We start from the raw sequence: 20,500 nt of genomic DNA, 5'->3' as shown, positions 1-20,500 counted from the left end.
CCCCCGGCCTCCGCGGCCGTCCACTCCACCGGGGCCGTGTCCGACCGCAGCCAGCGCGCCCCGCCGCCGAGCGCCAGGAGCAGGGCCACCACCCCCAGCGCCATCCGTTCCTGTCGGCTCACCTGCTCACCCTCCCCGGTAGATCAGCTCGGCGACCACCTCGCCGACGATGCGCAGGCTCTCCGCGCTGGTGTTCTCCGGCACGTCCTGTGGGGTGTGCCAGAAGCGGTTCCCGGGCCCGTACTCGAAGTCGATGATGTCGATGGTGCGGATCCCGGCGCGGTTCAGCGGCACGTGGTCGTCCTCGATCGGCCCGCCGCGCTCGTTCACGAAGACGTCGCCGTACCCCATCTCCCGCGCCAGCCCCCACACCCGCTGCACCACCTCCGGCGCGAACTGCTGGGAGTACCCCTCCACGGGGAAGCGCGGGTTCTGGTCGCCCACCATGTCCAGCAGGATCCCGTAGAAGGGGCGGTACCCCGGCGGGAGGCTGGCGGCGAAGTGCCGGGCGCCCAGGTACATGTCGTCGCCGGTGGGGCCGTAGTCCTCGCCGTCCACCAGGAGGAGGTCCACGCCGATGGGCGGGGGGCTCTGCCGGAACATCTCCGCCAGCTCCAGGAGCACCGCCGTCCCGGAGGCGCCGTCGTTGGCGCCGGGGATGGGGGTGCCGCGCTCGGCGGGGTTCCGGGCCTCGTCCGCCGTGGGGCGGGTGTCCCAGTGGGCGATCAGCAGGACCCGCTCCTGCGCCTCCGGCCGGAAGCGGGCGAACAGGTTGGTCATCCGCAGCGTCTGCCCGGACCGCGTCGTGTGGGTGAACGGCTGCTCGATCACCGTGTCCGCGCGCTCGGCCAGGTACTCGCGCATCCAGCGGAGCTGGGCCGCGTGCCCCTCCGTCCCCGGGACGCGGGGGCCGAACGCCACCTGCCGGCGCAGGTGGTCGAAGGCGCGGTCGGAGCTGAAGGCCGGGCGCTCCACGCGGCTCTCGGCGGGGACGGGCGGCACGCCGGCCTCCTCGCTGCTCCCCCGCTCGCATCCGGGGGACAGGGCGAGCGCGAGCAGGAGCAGGGAACGGACCGGCAGAGAAGGTGGTATCACGAACGTTTCCGTCTGGGGGTGCGGCGTGCGGGGCGGGGCGTGCGCGGGCAGGAGGAAGGAGCTATACTACCGCCACCTTTTCGGTTCAGCAAGACCGACGATACGGGATGAAGATCCTTACGCGTTATCTCCTGCGGGCGCACGTCGGCCCGTTTTTCTTTGCCTTCGCGGCGCTCACGGGGGTCATCACCATCAACACCCTGGCGCGCCGCCTCGCCGAGCTGGCGGGGAAGGGGCTCCCGCTGGAGGTGGTCTTCCGCTTCTTCGTCCTGTCGCTCCCGGCCACCATCGCGCTGACCTTCCCCATGGCGGTGCTGGTGTCGGTGCTCTACACCTTCTCGCAGCTCACCGCCGACAACGAGGTGACGGCGCTGAAGGCGAGCGGGATCGACCTCAAGCGGCTCCTCCTCCCCCTCTTCCTGGCCGCCGCGCTGATCGCGGGGGGGATGGTGTGGTTCAACGACCGGGTCCTCCCGGAGAGCAACCACCGCTGGAGCCAGCTGATGATCGACATCGGCCGGAAGAGCCCGCTCTTCGTGCTCCGCGAGCAGACGCTGAACCGGATCCCCACCTCGGACGGCCGCTCCTTCTACCTCCGCGCCGCCCGGATCGATCCCACCACCAACCGGCTGCGCGACGTGGTGATCTACGACGTGGGGCAGCCGCGGGTGAGCCGGACGATCTACGCCGACTCCGGGATCATGGCCTTCAACACGGCCCGGACCGACCTCCTCCTGACGCTCTTCGACGGCCACCTCCGCGAGGTGGACATGGACCAGCCGGAGAGCTTCCAGCGCGTGGAGTTCGACCAGCAGATGCGGCGCCTCCCCGGCGTGGCGAACCAGCTCCAGATCGGGCAGTCCGCCTCGGGCTACCGCGGCGACCGCGAGATGACCGTCGGGATGATGCAGGCCCGCATCGACACCCTGAACAGGCAGGTGCGCGAGGTGAGGCGCGACGCCCACCGCGCCGCGGGGGAGGACCTGGCGCGCGTGCTGGGGAAGGGCCCCGCGCCGGACGTGGGGGAGGCCCCGGTGGTGGGGATGACCTCGGAGCTGGGGGAGGCGTCGGCCGCCCGCCAGGCCGCGGACCAGCTGTCGTCGTCCCACGCCCGCGTGCGGGAGCTGCAGCGCCAGGTCCGGGAGTTCCGGGTGGAGATCCACAAGAAGTACTCCATCGCCGCGGCCACGCTGGTGTTCGTGCTGGTGGGGGCGCCGCTCGCCATCCGCTTCCCCCGCGGCGGGGTGGGGATGGTGATCGCCTTCAGCCTGCTGATCTTCGCCGTCTACTACGTGGGGCTCATCGGCGGCGAGACGCTGGCCGACGAGGGGTACGTCACCCCCCTGTGGGCCATGTGGATCGTGAACGCCGTCATGGCGGGGCTCGGGCTCCTGTGGGTCGCGCGCATGGGGAGCGAGGCCTCCACCGCGCGCGGCGGCGCCTGGGACGAGCGGATCGAGCGGATCCGCGCCTGGGGCGAGGGGCTGTGGACCCGGGGGGTGGGATGATCCGGATCCTGGACCGCTACGTGGCCGGCCAGTACGTGCGGACCTTCGTGCTGCTGGTGCTGGGGCTCCCGCTCCTCTTCATCGTCACCGACCTGACGGACAACCTGGACACGTACGTGGACAAGGGTCTCTCCCTGTCCACGGTGGCGCTGTCGTACGTGTACCAGCTCCCGCTCTTCGTCCTGTACGCCTTCCCCATCGCGGCGCTGGTGGCGACGGTGTTCACCATCGGCGGGATGACCACGCACATGGAGATCGGCGCGGCCAAGGCGGCCGGCGTCTCCTTCTACCGGCTCATCGCCCCCATCGTCGCGATCGCCGCGGTGCTGAGCGTCGTGGCGCTGGGCCTGGGGGAGCTGGTCCCGGTCACCAACGCGAAGCGCGCGGAGCTGATGGGGGATGGCAGCATGCGCGCCACCACGCTGCGCACCAACTTCGTCTTCCAGACGGAGCAGAGCGGCGTCCTTTCGGTGCGGCGGCTGGACCCTGGCGAGGGGGAGATGAGCGGGATCGTGGTGGAGCGGAAGGCCACGGACCGGGTCCCCGGGGTGCACGGCTACGCGCAGAGCGCCCGCTGGACACCCCGGGAGGGGTGGCAGTTCCAGCAGGGGCACCTGCGCGTGCTGACGGCGGACGGCGGCGAGCGCTCCTTCTCGTTCGTCGCGCTGCGGCTCCCGGAGCTGCACGAGACGCCGGAGGACCTCCTGGCCGAGCCCAAGGAGCCGGAGGAGATGCGCTACGCCGAGATGACGCGCTTCATCCGGGCCATCGAGCGCTCGGGCGGCGACGCGCGTCCGCTCCTGGTGGAGCGCGCACAGAAGATCGCCCTCCCCATGGCGGTGTTCGTGATCGTGCTGTTCGGCGCGCCGCTCTCCACCAGCTCCCAGCGCGGCGGCGCGGCCTACGGGGTGGGGGTCAGCCTGATCGTCACCCTGGTCTACCTGCTCCTCTTCCGCGTCATGCGCGCCCTGGGCGAGGGCGGCGCGATCGACCCGGTGCTCGCCGCCTGGGCCCCGAACGCGATCTTCTTCCTGGCCGGGCTGTTCCTCCTCGCGCGGGTGCGGACGTAGGGCAGGGAGTGCGAAGCGCGGGAGTACCACGTGCGGGGGCCGTCGACTGGCTCCCGCACTTGGCTTTAGGAGGCCAGCCACCGCTTCCTCCGCGTGACGGAGCGACGGAAAAACGAGCTCATGACAGGCAGAAGATCACCCCGACGGGACGCGCCGAAAGCGTCTTATTGATGTAAGGTGTTGACTGCGCGCGGTATAGATGGTATCGTAGATACGCCTGTTTCCGGACACTCCGCCCTCGCATGAAAACATGCGGGCGTCGCAACCACCTTTCTCGCAGGCCCAGCACCGGCCCCGGACGGGCAGTGCACGCCGTCAGGAGTCCATGTCCCGAGCTCCGACACCCCAGGAAGAGAGCGATCTCGCCCGTCACCTCCGATGCCTCGCGGCGGAGCATTGGGGCGAGCGTGGCGCGATTGCGCTGATCGGCCGGCATGCGAGCCTGCTGGAGGCGCAGGAGAAGGCGCTGTTCTTCGGACAGGCGGATGCCCCCGTGCTCGTCACCGGCGAGACGGGGACCGGCAAGGAGATCTTCGCCCGAGCCGTGTACTTGTGCAGCTCTCGCCGCGGCGCCCCGTTCGTGAGCGTCAACTGCGCCCATTTCGGCGACAACCAGCTGATCGCCAGCGAGCTGTTCGGTCACCGCCGCGGCAGCTTCACGGGCGCGGTGGCGGACCACCGCGGTGTTTTCGAGGAGGCGGACGGCGGAGTGGTGTTCCTTGACGAGGTGGGAGAGCTCTCCACCGCCGCCCAGGCCATGCTCCTGCGCGTGCTCAGCGAGGGCGAGATCGTGCGGGTAGGCGAGTCGCGCGCCCGGCGCGTGGACGTGCGCGTGGTGGCCGCCACCAACCGCGACCTGCGCGCGATGGTGGCCGCCGGCCAGTTCAGGGAGGACTTGTACTACCGCCTGCGCTTCCTCCACCTGGCCGTGCCGCCGTTGCGCGAGCGCGGCGACGACTGGCGGCTCGTGTCCGATTTCTTTCTGCGGCGGCTGGAAGCCCGCTCGGGTATTGAGAAGCGGCTCTCCCCCGCGTCGCTCTCGCGGCTGGGCGCGTACCACTGGCCCGGGAACGTCCGGGAGCTGCGGGGGCTCATGGAGATGAGCCACTGCCTCAGCCTGCGCGACCCTCTCATCGAGCCGCACCTCTTCGAGCAGCACCTAGAGCCGGACGAGGCCCTCGCGACGGAGGTCCCGACGCCGGCCGCGGCGGGGGCGCCGTGCCGGCTGGTGCCGGACCGGCCCGCCGGGATCGGGGAGGGGGAAGGGGATTTCTGGACGCGGGTCTACGAGCCCTTCATGGAGCGCGACCTGAGCCGCACCCAAGTGCGGGCCCTAGTGGAGGACGGGCTGCGCCGGAGCCAGTGGAGCTACAAGCGCGCCCTCGCCCTGTTCGGGGTGGCACCGGACGACTACCTGAAGTTCATGGACTTCCTCCGGCACCACCGCCTGAAGCCTGAGCGGGCCTGAGGCGTCCTTTCACGAGGGCGGCGAGGGCCTCGTGCAGGTCGAAGCTGCCGACCGTCTGCTCGATCTCTTCCCTTAACCGCCCGCATCGCTCCTTCCGTTTCGCGTACACCTCCCCGGATCCCTCGAAGCATTCCTCGAATGCCTCGACGAAACACGCCTTGAACTCCGTGCACTCCACGGGTGAAGGGAGGTGCCGGGAGACGCCGAGCTCTTCCAGGCGTGCGGCGATGTTCTCCCGGTCGTAGCATGCCGTTCCCACCGTGATGGATGGTACTCCCGAAAGGATGGGATAGTGGTACGTGGCGTTCCCGCAGTGGTGGATCGCGAGCGCCACTCTGTCACACACATAGCCCAGGGGGAGGTAAGGGGCGTAGAAGTACCGGCTGCCGCCCCGGAGAGCGAGACTCTCGGACCGGATGCTCGTCACGATCGCGCAGTCTCTCTCGAGCAGGTAGCGCATGCACTGGACGATCTCCGCAGGCGGCGTGGCGATCAGGCCGTGAGTGACGTAGACGCTCGTCCGGCCCCGGTTCTCGGCGAAGAACCGGTCGAGCGGCCCGAAGTCGCGGACGTCCACGTGGGAGGTGTCGGCAGAGCCGATGCCCGGATCACAGATCAGGACGTCCTCCACGACCAGCGGACCCGAGAAGACGTACGAGGGATCTCCCTGGATCTCATCCGGCAGCGCCTCGATCGAGGGGACACCGGGGACGATGTTCAGGTCGCCTGCGAAGAGGTCTGGAAGGGAGATTGAACTCGGCCGCTGGAAGCCGTATGGCCGCATGTCCGGGAGCTGTTCCACCGCGAGCGGCATGCTGTGCCGATGGGCGGCGTTGCGCGGCCTTTCGAAAGGGAAGCTGCCGGTGCGGCGTATCGAGACGCGCGGCATTCCGTACCGCTTGGAAGCATACCCCGTGGTCAGGCTGCAGTCGTCCACCACCACGTCCGGCACGAACTCGCGGTAGGCGCGCAGCTCGCTTCGGATGAGGTTGCAGTAGTCGATGGGCAGCACCGGGATGTCCAGCTGCTGGAGAATCCGGTTCTTCTCTCCGAGCTTCTTCGGCCAGTCGTCTGAAAGCAGGAACGCCGTCTCGACGGATCGGGCCCGGAGCATCCGGTGGAGCGCGACCAGCGGGATCAGGTGGGACAGCCCTCCATTGCGCCAGGGGACGAACAGCACCTTCATCGTTCCTCTCCTACGTTCGAGGCGTTGCGTATTCCGGAATGTGAGAACGATCTCGCTTCTCCCGGGGAGGGTGCCTGACCGTCCCCGGCAGGGCGCGCGTCTTGCGGCATATGCTGCGCGGCACGACGAGTCGCGTGCTGCGGGACGCATCCTCGACCTCGCCTCTGCCCCCAAGTGTTGGCCATGCGCCACTTCTTCCGTATTCTGCTCTACAGGTTCGAGCTGCGGGTTCCGGCGCTCGAGTTCGGCGACGCCGCCCCGGCCGGTCAGTACGAATTTCTCTGGAGCTCTCCTGACGAGCCGTACCTCAGCCGGCTCCGTACCGAATTCGACCTCGCCCAGCTCGCCGCGGAGGCGGACACGGAGTACGAGCGTGTCCGCGCGGTGAGCAGGTGGGCGCGTGCTCGGTGGAAGCATGGAAACGATGGTGCGGAGAACGGCGATCCCATCTCCATCCTGCGGGAGGCTGCGCTGGGGCGGGAGTTCCGCTGTGTCGAGTACGCGGCCGTGCTGGCTGCCGCCCTGAATGCTCTCGGGATCGCGGCACGTCCGGTCGGATTGTGGAAGCGGTCCGTGGAGACGGACGAAGGGGGCGCCGGGCATCTGGTGGTGGAGGCGTACCTGGAGTCACTGGGCAAGTGGATCATGGTGGATGGCCAGTTCGACGTCACCCCCGTGCTCGAAGGCGTGCCTCTCAGCGCCCTGGAGCTGCAGCTGGCCCTGGCCGAGGCCCGCCCGGGGGTTGGCGTGGACAGCTCTGCACCTCTCCGCGCCGATCAGTACCTGGAGTGGCTGGCGCCTTTCCTCTTCTACCTCCACGTTCGCCTCGACAACCGGTACGACGCGGTGACGGACGCCGCGAAGCTGATGCTCGTCCCGTCGGGAGCAAAGGAGCCCGCGGTCTTCCAGCGGATCGAACCGGTACGGGACATGGTCTTTACCCGGTCTCCCTCTCGGTTCTATGCGCCCGCTCGCGCCAGCGGACCACCGGACCCGGCGGGCTCCCGCGGGCGTGCTCTGCCCGGACGGCAAATGTCCCGGCCGTAGCCGGTCAGCTCAGCACGTTCAGCAGCTCGTCGTAGAGCCTCGTCCGGGCGGGGTCCGGCCCGGAGGACGGACCATCTCGGCGGTACCGGCGGTAGCCGGTCGCCTTCTCGACGCGCCTGAGCTCGTCCGTCCAACGAGCGCGCTCCGTTGGCAGCGATGCCGCGGCGAGCACACGCAGGCTCTCGATCTCGAACGCTTCGTCGCCCGCTGCGCGGGCGCCTTCGTATGCGTCGCCTGCGAGCCCGCGAGCCTCCTCGTCGAGGCCTGCCTCTGCGCACGCCGCTGCGATCCGGGAGATCACGTACAGCACCCGCAGCTCGCTCTTCTTCTCGGCGGAGACCAGCCGTACCACTCTGGCCAGCGGGAGCAGCGCCGCCCGTGCGTCGTACAGGTCCCCGGCGCATGCGTGGATCTCCGCCTTCCGGAGTTCCAAGACGGCGCGCTCCCACCCCCGCGTGCCCGCCAGCGGAGTGTCGGCGATGATGGCCAGAGCCTGCTCGTGCTCCCCCATCCTGCAGGCGGCTACGGCCGAGGCCTCATGGATGAGCCGGGATACCCCCGGGGAACAGTCGGGTCGGACCGCCGATGCGAAGGCGAGGGTCTCGGCGTACCTGTGGCTGACGAGGAGGGCCTTGAGGGAGTCGACCACGTAGACCCCCTTGAGGAAGAGGTGGAAGCCCTCCGGTTCCGGGGCGATGATTCTCCATCCTGATCCGTTGATCGTGCCGCACCCGAGATCGAACCGCCTCCCGGCCCGGTACTCCATCAGGCGTGCAAGCCGGTCGAGTGCCGTCTGCCAGCTGCCGGTCTGTGCCTCGAGCCGTCCCAGGTTGATCCAGGGCTGCAGGCTTCGCCCCGCGATCACCGGGTCTGCCGATCGTCGGCTCAGCCTGATGTGCCAGCGGATCTGCCGCTCGCAGAGCTCCCGGGCCATGGAGGTGGCCCCCTCGTGCGCGGCAATCAGGGCCGCATTGTTCGCGACCCAGGCGATCTCCTGGGAGAAATCGCCGGGCTTTCGGATGGTCTCGCGGGTCTTTGCGAGGCTCCCGCTGAGCTTCTCGGCCCACTTCGTCAATGGGGCACGCGCGATCCGGTCGTGTGGAAGCAGCAACGCGGTCGTGATCGTTGCCGCGGGCCCGGGAGTCGTTCCGCGCTCCGCCGCGCGGGTGGTTGCAAGGGAAAGCATCACAGGTGCCCCATCCTGGGAAGGTATTTCGCGATACACTTCCTCGCCGCTATGATGCGGCGCCGGCGGGGACCGGCTCCGGCGCGTTCCCGCGCGTCTTCGCGGCCTCCCAGAGGGTGTAGCGGAGAACTCCCTTGAGGCTTCCCTTCACTCCGCAGCACGTCCGTTCGTTGTCCCTGATCCGCGTGAGAGGACATGCTGCGCCCTGGCAGCCCGGGAGCACGTAGCAGCGCTGGCAGAGCGAGTCGGTCTCGAAGTGCGGGTTCACCCACTTGCTCATGTTCTCCGGGTTGAGCTCCATGTTGCCATCCGGGCGCAGCTGGCCGACCACGTTGGCGTCCATGTCGTCCAGTGCGATGGTGCACTTCATGAGCTTCCCGGTCGCGCCGACGATGAAGTTGTACGGCCGCGCGGCATAGCAGACCTGCGCACCCATCTGGGACGCGCCGCGGATTCCTCCCTCCTGGTGGAGGTTGACCTCCTCTGCCTTTTGCCTCAGCGAGTTCATTGCGTTCGCCTGCTCGCCCGTGCCGCACGTTGACAGGTTCTCATCGTTGTCCCCTCCCCACTTGCCTACCGCGCGGAAACGCATCTTGAAGCGCTTGTCGCCGCTGAAGTCCTCGCTCAGGGCCTCCAGGAATGCACCCAGGCGCGGGAGGTTCTGCTGGTCGAAGTTGACGCGGATCGATACGGTGAACTCCTGCTTGCGCTCCCGCAGGGACCTGAGATTGTCGAGAATGACATGGTACGTGGGGCTCCCGTCCCGACCTACACGCTTGCAGTCGTGCTCCTCGGGGAGGCCGTCGATCGTGATCTGGTAGCTGGTGCACCCCCAGTGGAGCAGCTTGGTCGCACGCTCCTCCGTCAGGAGGTAGCCGTTGGTGGTCATCGCCTGTCCGTGCACCAGGCCGTAGCGGTCCGCGGTCTCCTTCAGGTAGGGAGAGATCTCCTCGATGGCCTCCCACCCGTACAGCGGCTCCCCTCCGAACCACTCGGCACTGAGCGACCTGAGGTGGGGGGCGCGCTGCTGCACCAGCGCACGGACGCCCTGGCGCACCTCCGGGAGCATGGTGCCGCGCTTGAACTTCTCGTAGCAGTAGACACAACGGAAGTTGCAGTCCTCGCTGGCAAGGAGAATGAGCTGAAGCACGTCGGTCCGCCAGTGCTGCTGCGCGAATGCATAGCGGAACTGCGCCATCTCGTCCAAGCCGTCGCGCACGAGGAAGCCGCGCTTACTCAGGTAGGTGCCGAACTTGTCGAGCGGCGCGGTCAGTCCCTTTGACGCGAGGTGGGCGACGACCTCGTCCCGGTCCTCCGGCTGAAAGACACTGATGGCCCCGGTGTAGGTGTTCCACAGGATGAGCCGGCCATCGTCGCCCGCGGCCCGCGCGTTGAAGCGAGAAGGTACCCAGCGCTGCGTCGGCTTGTAGTTGAGCTGTACCAGCGGCGAGTCGCCCGACCGGGAAGGACTCCGGTCGTATGGCGACACCACCATGTCGGTCGTCGGCTCCATACCCAGCCTCCTTGATCTCTCTAAGCGTAAAGCGAAGTGCCGCGCCCAGTGCCGGCACGGAACGGCTTTGGGCTGCCCCAGAGCCGGAGTCTCGGACCGTCCGGGCATACACCGCTCCTGGTGCGCACGCGTGAAGACAGCGGTGTATGCCGGGTCAGCACGGAGCTATGAAGCGCTCTCCGTCACTGCGGGCTTGCAGCTCTCGTTGCAGCTCGTCGCATTTAGGGTCGGGCAGTAGATGTTCGACCCGGCGCCGCCCGCGACCTCCTCAAGCTCTTCCACGGAGAACTCGCCCTCGTTCTTTTCCTCGATGCCCCTGACGCTCCTTCGGCTCGGGCCCTGAGGTGCACAGGTCCCGGGCGCCGGCGTCAGGTCACGGTCGGCGCGGTGGCCGGCTTGCACTCGCTGTTGCAGCCTTCCTTGTTGGTGGTGGGGCAGTAGATGTTGGTCTCGGCGCCACCCGCGATCTCCTCCAGCTCCTCGACCGAGAGCTCACCCAGCCCGGGGATGGTGAGCTTCCGCCCCTGCTCCTGGTTCTCGCTGGCCATGGATTGCCTCCTTGAGTTCGAGTGAGCGCGCGTGCGGCCCGGCTGCGCGCGCGCGGCGGCTCAGACTATATCTTTGCTGCACCCGCTGTTGCAGCTTTCCTTGTTGGTGGTGGGGCAGTAGATGTTGGTCTCGGCGCCGCCCGCAACCTCCTCAAGCTCTTCCACGGAGAGTTCGCCTTCGTGCTTCCGATCTTCCGCCATGATGCTCCTCCGGTCGGGAGTGGGAGTGCAGCCGCCCCAGGACTCCGGCGTCAGCTCACGGTCGGCGCGGTGGCAGGCTTGCAGTCGGTATTGCAGCTCTTCTCGTTGGTGGTGGGGCAGATCACGTTCGTTGCCTCGCCACCCGAGACTTCCTCGAGCTCCTCCACCGAGAGCTCGTCGGGACCGCGTGCCGCGCTGGGCTTTCCCCTCGTACTCTCCGCCATTGCAACCTCCTGAAGTGAAGGGTGACACACCTGTGTGCGCACCAGGTGAGAGATCTATCCGGGCCGTTGCGGCGATCAGGTGACGGTCGCCGCACAGCTGGTGTTGCAGCTGGAGGTGTTGGTAACCGGGCAGCAGTTGCACTCGTCGTCCATCCCCCCCGCGATCTCCTCCAGCTCTTCCGCAGTGAGCTCGTCCGAGGCGGCGGGTCCTGTCGCTTCCGGCTCTTTCTGCCATTGTCCCCTCCATTGTGCGAAAGAGTGCGAGTTCCACGCGACAGAGGCGGATGTTCGAGACCGCAAGGCGCATGCCAGCGGGGCCGCAGAAACGGAGAAAAGGCGCGTTCCTTTCCGGGAAATCAATAGGAAATCCGGCGCGACGGGGCAGCTGGAAGACGGGGGTGAGGAGGACCCCGGCTGAGGGTGCTGGACCCGCTTCGCCAAAACCAGGGCACCCCCGGCACCGGGGGTGCTCGACGTTTGCCGCGTGGCGCCCGGCTCGGCTCCGGGGGTGGAGGAGCGGCCTTACCGCGGATAGGGGGATCGCAGGTTCTTCAGCGGCTGCACCAGGCGCACTCCGGACGTGGGCTGTCCCTCGCCCGCGCTTCCCCCCTCGATCACCCATCTCCAGTAGTAGCGGCCGTCGGTCAGCGGTATGGTGACCGTCCAGAGATCGCCTTCCTTCACCGCCGGGATCGGCGTCGAAGTGAAATCCCCGGCCAGCGAGACACGCTCCGCATGCGGGGCCGGCAACTCGTACCGTACGGTCTGGCCGCGCCGCCGCCTCATCAGCAGGTGATGGTCGGGGTCCACACGGATGTCACTTACCGGTCCCAGCCGGCCCAGGTCCAGCGTGTCGCTCCGTTGCCTAAGGTGAACCGTCCTCCGAACCCACCCTGAGCGAGCGAGCAACTCGACCTCGAGCGGGAAGGTGAACACCGGGCCGGTCTGCGTGACAATGAGGTTCGTGCCCTTGACCCGAGCCTCAATGTCGGGGATCACCTTCTCGCTGACCCAGGGGTCGAGGAACGTGTCCATTTCGCGGCCAGCGGCGCGGGACAGTGCTGCGGAGAACTCCTTCAGCCCGGCAGGCTCACCGGGCGCGACCTGAAGGTAGTCCCGGATCCCCCGCGTGAAGGCCTCCTCTCCCATGACGTGGCGCAGCATACGGAAGATCCAGGCCCCCTTGGAATATGCTACGCCGCTGTTGGTGGGGTCCTCGAGGATGCTGCGGTGTCCTTCGTGTCCACCGACCTCGTACCGGTTCCGCTGCGCCTCCCAGAAGGCGCCCTCCACCTCTGATCCGAACTCCTGCGCGAGGAGGAGGGATTCTGCATAGGTGGCCCAGCCTTCCCGCAGGAAGTTGGCGGCCGGACCCGTGGGATGCGTCCAGCCGTGCGCGATCTCATGACCCAGGTACGCCCGGGGAATCGGCTCAGCCTGGATGGGAGGCCCTCCGTTCTTCCCCGCCACGATCAGGTCGTTGGACCGGAAGTGCCATCCCGAAGCACCCCGCGCCCGGCCCTGCGCGACCGCGAAGTAGCCGGCCCGGGGCTCGCCGAATCGCTGGCTGAGGATCTCGTAGGTCCGGCGGAACGCCGCCTCGAGCTCCTCCCGTGCTGGGCGGAAGTCGGGTGTCAGAAAGGTCTGGAGCCCCAGGTGACCGAACCGTCGGATGGCCACATGCCACTCCCGGTCGTAGAGCAGAGTAAGGGCATCCGTCGGCCGGGCAGCCTGAGCCCGCACCGTGCGGACTCCCCCCGATACCGTCTCCGTCTGGGGGATGCTGGTGGCTAGGTGGTACTCAGCGGGGATCCGGGCGGTGAGCACGAAGTCGGCCCGGTCGGCCCCGCTCTCGCCCTCGAAACGGGGATGCCAGTAGTACTGGCTCCGCACGTGCCCGAATGCCGGGTGGAACATGCCCGAGTTCGGTTCGGACAGGGTATCGGTCTCCACGTCCAGCGAATAGGAGAGAGCGAGTCGGGCCCGCCCGGGTGAAGGGGCCCGGATCCAGAGGAGCCCCCCGCCGAGCGCGTGGTCGACCCCCTGTCCGTCGAAGCGGATCTCGTGGAGACGGGCCCGGTGGTTCAGCCGTAACGTGAGTCCGTCCGGGTTCCCGACCACGACGTCCAGAGTGTCAACGACCCGCATGCCCCGGCCGGGGATCACCGCCACATGAAGGTGCTGCGCGAGGATGCGGTTCTGCGCCTCTGCGGGGACGCGGCGGGCGAGAAGCCACGTGCCGCCCACCCATTTCGCCTCGTAGATACCCGAGAACGCACCCGAGAAGATCGTCTCGTCTCCCGAGTTCCCGACCGCCACGTACCCCGCCAGGAGGAGCACCGCTCGATCACGTTCGCGGCGGATCACCCTTGCGACACCCGGCCGCCTGGCCCAGCCCCTCTTCGCGGCGAACCCGAGCAGCCCCCGTCCCTCCGGAAACGGGAACACGCTGTCGAATGCCTCCCGGGATCCGGAGACGAATCGGTCCATGACCAGTTGCGCGAGCGCCTCCGGGCTCTCGGCTCCGACCTCGGGGGGAGGAGCCGGCTGCTGCGCATCGAGGGGAACACCCCAAATGAGCAGGAGGAAGAAGAGGAGCGGCAGGTACCTCGAGGACGCCCTGCCGGCTCCTCCCCCCGAGCGGATGACGGAGCCCCGCCGGCCCCGGCCCGCCGCCCGGAGCGGTCTGTCCACGTGCAAGGCCGGGCCCATGCTCACCCTCGTCGGAGGCGTCGGCCACGGGTTATGCCTCCGACGAGCCTCACGCCCCCCGTCAACGCCGCAGAACGGGCGCGCACCTGCGCCACCACGGCCTACATGACTGCTGTTTCCTTGCATCCGGAACACCCACAATTGTAGTTCATGCCGGCACCTCCAGGGTCACAGCAGGTGTTGGACTCGCTCCCGTCCAGTCCACCGGCAGCCTCCTCCGGCTCCGCGACGGTCAGCTCATCCCGCTCCTCCGTGGGCCGGTTCTCGTTTTCCGGGGGCGGCGAGTTGCGATGCTCGGTCATGGCATCCTCTTGGAGAAAGTGACCCGGCCGGCGTTCGCAATGGACAGGCCAAATCATGCGGGGCCTTTGCGTGTCCGGCTCCGCGCCATCCGCCTCCCAACCAGCTCCTCCAGCGTGAGATCCGCCAGCGCTACAATCACCCTGGCCACCCCCTCCGCCCAGGGACCGCTCAGACGGAGATCCGGGTCCACCTGCTCCAGCCGCAGCGCCGCGGCGCGCACTAGCGCCTGCAGGACGACGAAGGCGCGGTCGGAGAGCGGGGGCCTGCCCCGGTAGTTCTCCAGCCGTCCGCCGGGGCGGTAGCGCGATGGGTCTTCCAGGCCCATGAAGCGCAGAAACCAGTCGCTCCGGAAGCGCCCTGCCGCGGCGACGATCCCCGCGTAGTCGGCGATCAGCTCATCGTGCAGGGTGTTGCGCATGGAGCCGAGCACCCGCCGGGTGAAGTAGTGCGCGCACTCGTGCTCCAGCCGGATCGTCAGCGAGGTGCGCAGCCACTCCTCCTCCGAGAGGCCCAGCTCCGCCGCGGCGACGCCGCTGTAGGGACCGGGGGCGAGGAGGACGAAGCGGTCCTGGTACAGCTCCCTGCGCCCGCGGACCCAGGCGAAGGCGGAGCCCCAATCCGGGGCGCCGTCCGCCTCCAGTTCGCCCCGCTCGAAGCGCCGCCGCAGCTCCGCCATGCGGTCCCAGTTGTTGTACCCGCCGACGGTGCATGCCCCCATGGAACCGGGGACCGGGTCCGGCTCGTTGCGCCGCGCCAGCGCCCGGAGCAGGGTGACGAAGTCGCCTCGGCACCCGGCCACCAGCACCGGGACGCGCCCGGCGGCGGTGGGGTGCAGAAAGAGCCGCAGCCCCTCGGGCGACTCCAGCGCGAGCCCCTCCCCGGGATCGTCCGGCAGGACCCCGCGCCGGATCGCCGCCTGGTACGCATCGCTCCCGCTGATCCCCGCCCGCACGGGAAAGCGGAGCTGTACGAGCCGCTCCTGCAGCACCGCGAACACGCCCCGCCGCGCCGCCTCGGCCGCATACCCCGCCCAGGTGTCGACGAACGGCTCGTCGGGGAGGGGGAAGGCGCCGGGGTCCGGAGCCCCGTCCAGGCGGAAGACGTTCTCGCCGTAGCGGAGGAGCTCGCCGGTCTCCTCCGCGCTGGCCCCCAGGCTCATCAACACCCCGGCGCGGAAGTCGGCCCCCGCGTCCATGGTCGTCTCCCCTTTCATGCGAGCTGCCGCTGCGCCATCTCGTGGAAGAGGCCGCGCCGCTCCAGCAGCTCACGGTAGGTGCCGGTCTCCACGATCCGGCCACCTTGCACCACGTAGATCCGGTCGGCGCCCATGACCGTGCTGAGCCGGTGCGCCACCACGATACGGGTGGCCTTCAGGCCGGCCAGGCTCTCCGCGACCACGGACTGGGTGCGGTTGTCGAGCGCGCTGGTGGCCTCGTCGAGCAGCAGGATGCGCGGGCGGTTGAGGAGCGCGCGGGCGATCATCAGCCGCTGCCGCTGTCCGCCCGAAAACGTCCCCCCCCCGTCGCTGACGTGGGTGTGCAGCCCCATCGGCATCTTCCGGACGTCCTCCTCCAGCCCCGCCAGGCGCGCGGCCTCCCAGGCTTCGTCGTGCGAGGCGGCCACGGAGCCGACGATGTTGTCGAAGATGCTCCCCGACAGCAGGGTGCCATCCTGCAGAACCGTCCCGAGCTGGCGGCGGACCGCCTGCACGTCGAGGCCGGCCAGGTCCTGCTCGTCGTAGGAGACGGACCCCGCCTCGGGCGTCTCGAAGCCCAGGAGGAGGCGGAGGAGGGTGGACTTCCCGGAGCCGGAGGGCCCCACGAAGGCCACGAACTCGCCGGGCCGGACGCGGAGCGACACGTCGCGCAGGACCGGCGGGCCGTCGGCCCGGTAGCGGAAGGTGACGTGCTGCAGCTCCACCGCGCCCGACAGCTCCCCGGGGTCGTGCTTCCCGGAGTGCACCTCCGGCTCCGCGTGCAGGATCGGACTGGCCTGCTCGTAGAGCGGAACCGCGGCCAGCGCGCCGATCAGCGCCGTTCCGCTGGAGAGCGCGGCGGCCAGGCAGATGTTGAAAGCCGCCATGAACCCCAGGAACGCCCCTGTTCCCATCGCCGGCTCGCCGGTGGCGCGGGTGCTCAGCGCGAAGAGCGCCAGCGTGCAGACCACCGGGCAGACCGCGCTGAAGAGCCCGAGCCAGTTGCCCAGCGCGCGGGCGCGGAGCTGCTCCCGGCGCTGCTCGCTGAAGAGGCGTGCCCACAGCCCGAAGGCCTGCACCTCCGCCCCGGCCATCCGTAGCTTGGAGATCCCGCCCAGGAGCTGCAGCACCGTTCCCGAGGTCCGGGAGTGCAGCCGCAGCACGGCGCGCTGCCGCCGGAGCTGCAGCCATCCCACCGCCACGCACACGGCCAGCGCGACCGCCACCATGACCGCGGCGAGCGCGGCCAGCGCGGGGTCGTAGTGGAAGAGCAGTGCAAAGTTCCCCAGCGAGAAGGCGCCGCCCAGCAGGGCGGTGACCACGGCGCCGGAGAGCGTCCGGCGGATCTCCTCGATCCCCATGGCCCGGACCGCGAGCTCCCCGGCGGCGTACCCCCGGAAGAAGGGGAGGGGAAGGGAGAGGAGCCGGTCCCAGACCGCGGCCTGGAGCGTGGCGCCCACGCGCGCCTCGATTCGCAGCAGTGCGGTGCCGCGTACGGCGGCGAACCCCGCCGTGGCGAGGGCGGCCACCAGGAGCACGAGGGTGAGCTGCAGCAGCTGGTGGCGCTCGGCACCGGGGATCACCGTGCTGAACAGCATCCCGATCCCCAGCGGGGGGAGGAGCCCGAGTGCCGCTGCGGCCAGGGAGGCGCCGAGCACCGCGAGCAGGTCGCGCCGGCAGCCGTGCAGGCCGAAGTGGAGGAGCTGCCGGAGCCCCACCCGCTCGGCGGGAAAGGGGCGGTACAGGACCGAAGCGAAGGGGGCGAGCGAGCCCACCGTCTCCGCCGTGACGGGGACGGGTGCGGGCTCCCGCGGGTCGTGCGCCTCGTACCCGCCGCGCGCGGAAGGGAGCAGCGCGACGGGGCGCCCCTCTTCCGCCGTCCGGCCTAGCATGGGACCGGCGTCGCTCCGCCACCAGCCGTCGCGGAGGGCGACGCGGCGGGTGCGTACGCGGCAGGCGCGGGCGAGCGAATCCAGCGGGTCCCGGCAGCGGAGCGCCTCCCATCCCGCGGCCGGCTCCACGGGGATCCCCGCGGCCCCGGCCACCTGCCGGAACACGGCCACGAGCGGGTCCTCTCCGGCAGGAGCCACCGCGGCGCTGCGCACCGGCCCCGCCGCGGCGGACGGGTGCGGGAGGGTGGACGCCAGGCGGCCGAGTGCCGTCTGCATGGCTGCGCGGCCCGCCTCGGTGCGGAGGTGGATGCGCTCGCGCCGCGCCGCCTCCATCTCGTGCACCCGCTCGGCCACCAGCGCCAGCGCAATGCGGTGCAGACGCTCCAGCGCGCTCCAGACCAGGTCGTGGCCGCCTTCCACCTCGTCCGCCAGGAGGTACTCGGTGGGGATCAGGCGCAGGGTACAGCCCTCCCCGCCCTCGACCCATGCCCGGTCGGACAGGGGGAGCAGCTCGCCGGGCGCCAGCTCCCCCGCCCCCCGCCCGAGCAGGCACGACGTGCCGGTGAGCTGCTCCACCCAGCCTACGTGCGCCGTGGAGCGCACGCGGGTGCCGCCCCCGGCATCCAGCGCCTCGCCCGGCTCGATGCCGCGGAGCTCCCCCCGCGGGAGGGGGCCGGCTACCCCCTCGTACAGCCGCTCGATCCACGCGTGCAGCAGGCCCGCCACCGCGGCGTGCTTCCGGGGCGAAGCGGCGAGGGCGCGCAGCTCGTCCAGGCCGATCTCGGCCAGGCGGGTCCCCGGCGCCCCTACCGCCAGGAGCGCCGTCCCGGTCACGGGGTCCGCCCCCACCCCGAACAGGGGCGCGCCGCACTCCACCCGGAAGAGGTGGGTCCGCCCCCCGGTCGAGCCGGCCTCGTTCAGCAGGGTGGCGAACACGTCCATCCGCCCCGAGAGGACGAGCCAGACCCGGCCGGGCTCCAGGAGGAGCGGCCGGTCGCCGCCCGCCTCGCGAACGGCGTCGGCGGCGGGGAAGATCTCCGTGTGGCTTCGAGCGATCATGAGAGTCCTGCTGCGGAGGTGTGCTACTCGGCCGCGACCAGCGCCGCGTACGGTCCGGGGACGTCCTTGAGCTCCTCGTGGGTGCCGCGCTGGGCGATCCTGCCGCCCTCCAGCACGATGATCTCGTCGCAGTCGCGGATGGTGCTCAGGCGGTGCGCGACGATCAGGCAGGTGCAGCCCCGGCGGCGGAGGTTGTCGTCGATCTGCTGCTCGGTGGTGGGGTCGAGCGCGCTGGTGGCCTCGTCCAGCACCAGCACCGAGGGACTGGCCACCAGCGCCCGCGCGAGCTCCATCCGCTGGCGCTGCCCGCCGCTCAGGTTCCGGCCGCCTTCCTCCACCGTCGCGGAGTATCCCCCCGGCCGGGCGCTGACGTCCTCGTGGATGCAGGCGTCGCGCGCCGCCTGGACCAGGTCGCCCTCGGGGACGGTGGGGTCCCAGAGCGTCAGGTTGTCGCGGACCGTCCCCTCGAAGAGGAAGACCTCCTGGTCCACCACGGCCAGGCTCTGGGTGAGGACGTCGCGCGACAGCTCGGAGCGCGGCACCCCGTCGAAGAGGATCTCGCCGGCCCAGGGCTCGTGGAGCCCGGCGACCAGCCGTGCCACGGTGGTCTTGCCGCACCCCGAGCCGCCCACGAGCGCCACCCGGCTCCCGGGCCGCAGCTTCAGGTTGAAGTCCTGGATCAGCGCCGGCTCCAGGCGGCTGTATCCGAAGGATACCCGCCGGAGCTCCACCTCTCCGCCGAGCCTCCCCGGGTGCCTCCCGCCGTCATCCGCGGGCGCGGGGCCCGCGGGGAGCTGCGCCGGGTAGCGGAGCACGTCGTCCAGCCGGTTCATGTCGCCCCGCACCTCCTGCAGGGTCCCCCCCAGGGCGACGAGGCCGTTCACCGGGGCCAGGAAGGCCAGCGCCAGGGCCTGGAAGGCGATCAGCATTCCCATGGTCAGCTCCCCGTCCATCACCCGCGACCCGCCTACTCCCAGGAGGAGCGCGGTGCTCGCGGCAAGCAGGAGCGGTGGGGCCAGGGAGAGCAGCTGAGTCTGCAAGCCGAGCTGGTGCTGTGCGTTCACCACCCGGGCGTAGTGGCCCGACCAGCGGGCGAAGAAGTCGGACTCGGAGCCGCCGGCCTTGAGCGTCTCGATCCCCAGCAGCCCGCCCATCGCGGTGCCGAGCGCCTTGCCGCGGTCCTGCTGCAGCCGCTGGCTCAGGTCGGTGCGCTTGCGCGACACGTAGCGGAGCACGGCCAGGTTCAGCACGGCGACCGCCACCACCATGGCGGTGAGCGAGGCGTCGTACCACACCATCAGCCCGGCGTAGAAGGAAATGGTGGTGACGCGGAGCACCGTGCTGGCCAGCTCGCCCGAGAGGAGCTGGGCGACGCGGTCGTTGATCGCCACCCGCGACGCGATCTCCCCCGGGTGCCGCTGGGTGAAGAACTGCACCGGCAGGTGCAGCACGTGCCAGAAGAAACGGGACGAGGTCTGGAGGGCCAGCCGGGTCTCCAGGCGCAGCAGGTAGCGCTGCTGCAGCCAGGTGAGGGCGCCCAGGACCACGACGGTCGCCGCCATGCAGAGGAGGAGCGGGCGGACCCAGTCGCTCATCCCGTTCACCAGGACGTCGTCGACGAACACCCGGGTGAAGGTGGGGACCATCAGTCCCGGGACCACCAGGGCCAGCCCCGCGAGGACGCAGTAGAGCAGGGCGGCGTGCGAGCCCGCGAGCCGCCTGCGGAGGGCGGCCATGAGGCTCCGCCGCTCGCCGCCGCGCACGAACTCCGGGCCGGGCTCGAAGGTGAGCGCCACGCCGGTGAAGGACTGGTCCAGCTCCTCGCCGCTGATGGTCCGGGCGCCCAGCGCAGGGTCGTTGAGGTGTACGCGCCCCTTGCGCCCAAAGCCCTCCAGGACCACGAAGTGGTTGAAGTTCCAGTGGACGATCATGGGGACGGGCATGCCGCGCAGGGCCTGCGGCTCGCGCTTGAAGCCCTTCGCCTGGAGCCCGTACGCCTGCGCGGCCCGGACCATGTTGCTGGCCTTGCTCCCGTTGCGGGAGACGCCGCAGGCCATGCGCAGCTCCTCCAGGGGGACGAGCCGCCCGTGGTGGGCCAGGATCATGGACAGGGCCGCGGCCCCGCACTCCACCGCCTCCATCTGGAGCACGGTGGGAACCCGGGCCCGGCCGCGTGCGCTGCCCCCGGAGGGGCGGAGGCCGCGCACCCTGGCCTTCAGGCGTTCGGCGAGTGGGGTCATGGGCATGCTCCTTTGCGGCTCACGAGCCGCCGACGCCCGCGGCGCCGCGGGCG

15 protein-coding genes are annotated in these 20,500 nt (G+C 70.1%); 4 read left to right on the top strand and 11 right to left on the bottom strand.

Annotated elements, in window-relative coordinates:
* Nucleotides 1–126: 126 nt before the first annotated feature.
* A complete protein-coding gene (locus tag VGR37_10795) occupies nt 127–1,095 on the bottom strand; it encodes a M28 family peptidase (protein HEV2147879.1) in 969 nt (322 codons plus the stop codon).
* Nucleotides 1,096–1,202: 107 nt separating this feature from the next.
* On the opposite strand from VGR37_10795, the gene VGR37_10790 reads away from it, so the two are divergent.
* The 3 genes from VGR37_10790 (at nt 1,203) to VGR37_10780 (ending at nt 5,141) form a co-directional block, all read left to right on the top strand.
* Nucleotides 1,203–2,603: an LptF/LptG family permease gene (locus tag VGR37_10790; protein ID HEV2147878.1), complete on the top strand. Its 1,401-nt coding sequence runs from the start codon at nt 1,203–1,205 to the stop codon at nt 2,601–2,603.
* Nucleotides 2,600–3,673, top strand: a complete 1,074-nt coding sequence (locus tag VGR37_10785; protein ID HEV2147877.1) for an LptF/LptG family permease — start codon at nt 2,600–2,602, stop codon at nt 3,671–3,673. The genes VGR37_10790 and VGR37_10785 overlap by 4 nt, the downstream gene beginning before the upstream one ends.
* A 325-nt stretch (nt 3,674–3,998) precedes the next feature.
* Nucleotides 3,999–5,141: a sigma 54-interacting transcriptional regulator gene (locus VGR37_10780; GenBank protein ID HEV2147876.1), complete on the top strand. Its 1,143-nt coding sequence runs from the start codon at nt 3,999–4,001 to the stop codon at nt 5,139–5,141.
* Here the strand turns inward: VGR37_10780 and VGR37_10775 are convergent.
* Entirely contained in the window at nt 5,095–6,327 is a 1,233-nt protein-coding gene (locus VGR37_10775) for a hypothetical protein (GenBank protein HEV2147875.1), read from the bottom strand. The genes VGR37_10780 and VGR37_10775 overlap by 47 nt on opposite strands.
* Before the next feature lie 183 nt (nt 6,328–6,510).
* Between VGR37_10775 and VGR37_10770 the strand changes: the two genes are divergently transcribed.
* Complete coding sequence (locus VGR37_10770) at nt 6,511–7,374, top strand: transglutaminase domain-containing protein (protein HEV2147874.1); 864 nt, start codon at nt 6,511–6,513, stop codon at nt 7,372–7,374.
* 4 nt (nt 7,375–7,378) lie between these two features.
* On the opposite strand, the gene VGR37_10765 is transcribed toward VGR37_10770, so the two are convergent.
* The 9 genes from VGR37_10765 to VGR37_10725 all read right to left on the bottom strand — a co-directional run bounded on the left by VGR37_10765 (nt 7,379) and on the right by VGR37_10725 (nt 20,447).
* On the bottom strand, nt 7,379–8,599 hold the full coding sequence (locus tag VGR37_10765; protein HEV2147873.1) for a hypothetical protein: 1,221 nt from the start codon (nt 8,597–8,599) through the stop codon (nt 7,379–7,381).
* A 10-nt stretch (nt 8,600–8,609) separates the two neighbouring features.
* A complete protein-coding gene (locus VGR37_10760) occupies nt 8,610–10,073 on the bottom strand; it encodes a radical SAM protein (GenBank protein HEV2147872.1) in 1,464 nt (487 codons plus the stop codon).
* Nucleotides 10,074–10,441: 368 nt separating this feature from the next.
* Complete coding sequence (locus VGR37_10755; protein ID HEV2147871.1) at nt 10,442–10,621, bottom strand: hypothetical protein; 180 nt, start codon at nt 10,619–10,621, stop codon at nt 10,442–10,444.
* A 60-nt stretch (nt 10,622–10,681) separates the two neighbouring features.
* Nucleotides 10,682–10,822, bottom strand: a complete 141-nt coding sequence (locus VGR37_10750; GenBank protein ID HEV2147870.1) for a hypothetical protein — start codon at nt 10,820–10,822, stop codon at nt 10,682–10,684.
* A gap of 50 nt (nt 10,823–10,872) precedes the next feature.
* Nucleotides 10,873–11,046, bottom strand: coding sequence for a hypothetical protein (locus tag VGR37_10745; protein HEV2147869.1), 174 nt, complete (start codon nt 11,044–11,046; stop codon nt 10,873–10,875).
* 522 nt (nt 11,047–11,568) lie between these two features.
* Nucleotides 11,569–13,365 carry a M1 family aminopeptidase gene (locus tag VGR37_10740; GenBank protein HEV2147868.1) on the bottom strand — a complete coding sequence of 599 codons (1,797 nt, stop codon included), beginning with the start codon at nt 13,363–13,365 and terminating at the stop codon, nt 11,569–11,571.
* A 748-nt stretch (nt 13,366–14,113) separates the two neighbouring features.
* Nucleotides 14,114–15,274 (bottom strand): hypothetical protein, encoded by a 1,161-nt coding sequence (locus VGR37_10735; protein ID HEV2147867.1) that lies wholly within the window; start codon nt 15,272–15,274, stop codon nt 14,114–14,116.
* Nucleotides 15,271–18,207 carry an NHLP bacteriocin export ABC transporter permease/ATPase subunit gene (locus VGR37_10730; protein HEV2147866.1) on the bottom strand — a complete coding sequence of 979 codons (2,937 nt, stop codon included), beginning with the start codon at nt 18,205–18,207 and terminating at the stop codon, nt 15,271–15,273. Before VGR37_10730 ends, VGR37_10735 begins: the two co-directional genes overlap by 4 nt.
* Nucleotides 18,208–18,230: 23 nt before the next feature.
* Entirely contained in the window at nt 18,231–20,447 is a 2,217-nt protein-coding gene (locus VGR37_10725; GenBank protein ID HEV2147865.1) for an NHLP family bacteriocin export ABC transporter peptidase/permease/ATPase subunit, read from the bottom strand.
* Nucleotides 20,448–20,500: the final 53 nt, after the last annotated feature.

Source organism: Longimicrobiaceae bacterium (genome assembly GCA_035936415.1).
Classification (GTDB): domain Bacteria; phylum Gemmatimonadota; class Gemmatimonadetes; order Longimicrobiales; family Longimicrobiaceae; genus JAFAYN01.
This window is presented reverse-complemented; position numbering and strand designations above follow the sequence as displayed.

Coding starts and splice junctions, on each gene's coding strand:
- VGR37_10770 (HEV2147874.1), top strand. CDS start 6,511: ATGCGCCACTTCTTCCGTATTCTGCTCTACAGGTTCGAGCTGCGGGTT.
- VGR37_10760 (HEV2147872.1), bottom strand. CDS start 10,073: ATGGAGCCGACGACCGACATGGTGGTGTCGCCATACGACCGGAGTCCT.
- VGR37_10730 (HEV2147866.1), bottom strand. CDS start 18,207: ATGATCGCTCGAAGCCACACGGAGATCTTCCCCGCCGCCGACGCCGTT.
- VGR37_10775 (HEV2147875.1), bottom strand. CDS start 6,327: ATGAAGGTGCTGTTCGTCCCCTGGCGCAATGGAGGGCTGTCCCACCTG.
- VGR37_10725 (HEV2147865.1), bottom strand. CDS start 20,447: ATGACCCCACTCGCCGAACGCCTGAAGGCCAGGGTGCGCGGCCTCCGC.
- VGR37_10785 (HEV2147877.1), top strand. CDS start 2,600: ATGATCCGGATCCTGGACCGCTACGTGGCCGGCCAGTACGTGCGGACC.
- VGR37_10755 (HEV2147871.1), bottom strand. CDS start 10,621: ATGGCCAGCGAGAACCAGGAGCAGGGGCGGAAGCTCACCATCCCCGGG.
- VGR37_10750 (HEV2147870.1), bottom strand. CDS start 10,822: ATGGCGGAAGATCGGAAGCACGAAGGCGAACTCTCCGTGGAAGAGCTT.
- VGR37_10780 (HEV2147876.1), top strand. CDS start 3,999: ATGTCCCGAGCTCCGACACCCCAGGAAGAGAGCGATCTCGCCCGTCAC.
- VGR37_10735 (HEV2147867.1), bottom strand. CDS start 15,274: ATGAAAGGGGAGACGACCATGGACGCGGGGGCCGACTTCCGCGCCGGG.
- VGR37_10745 (HEV2147869.1), bottom strand. CDS start 11,046: ATGGCGGAGAGTACGAGGGGAAAGCCCAGCGCGGCACGCGGTCCCGAC.
- VGR37_10790 (HEV2147878.1), top strand. CDS start 1,203: ATGAAGATCCTTACGCGTTATCTCCTGCGGGCGCACGTCGGCCCGTTT.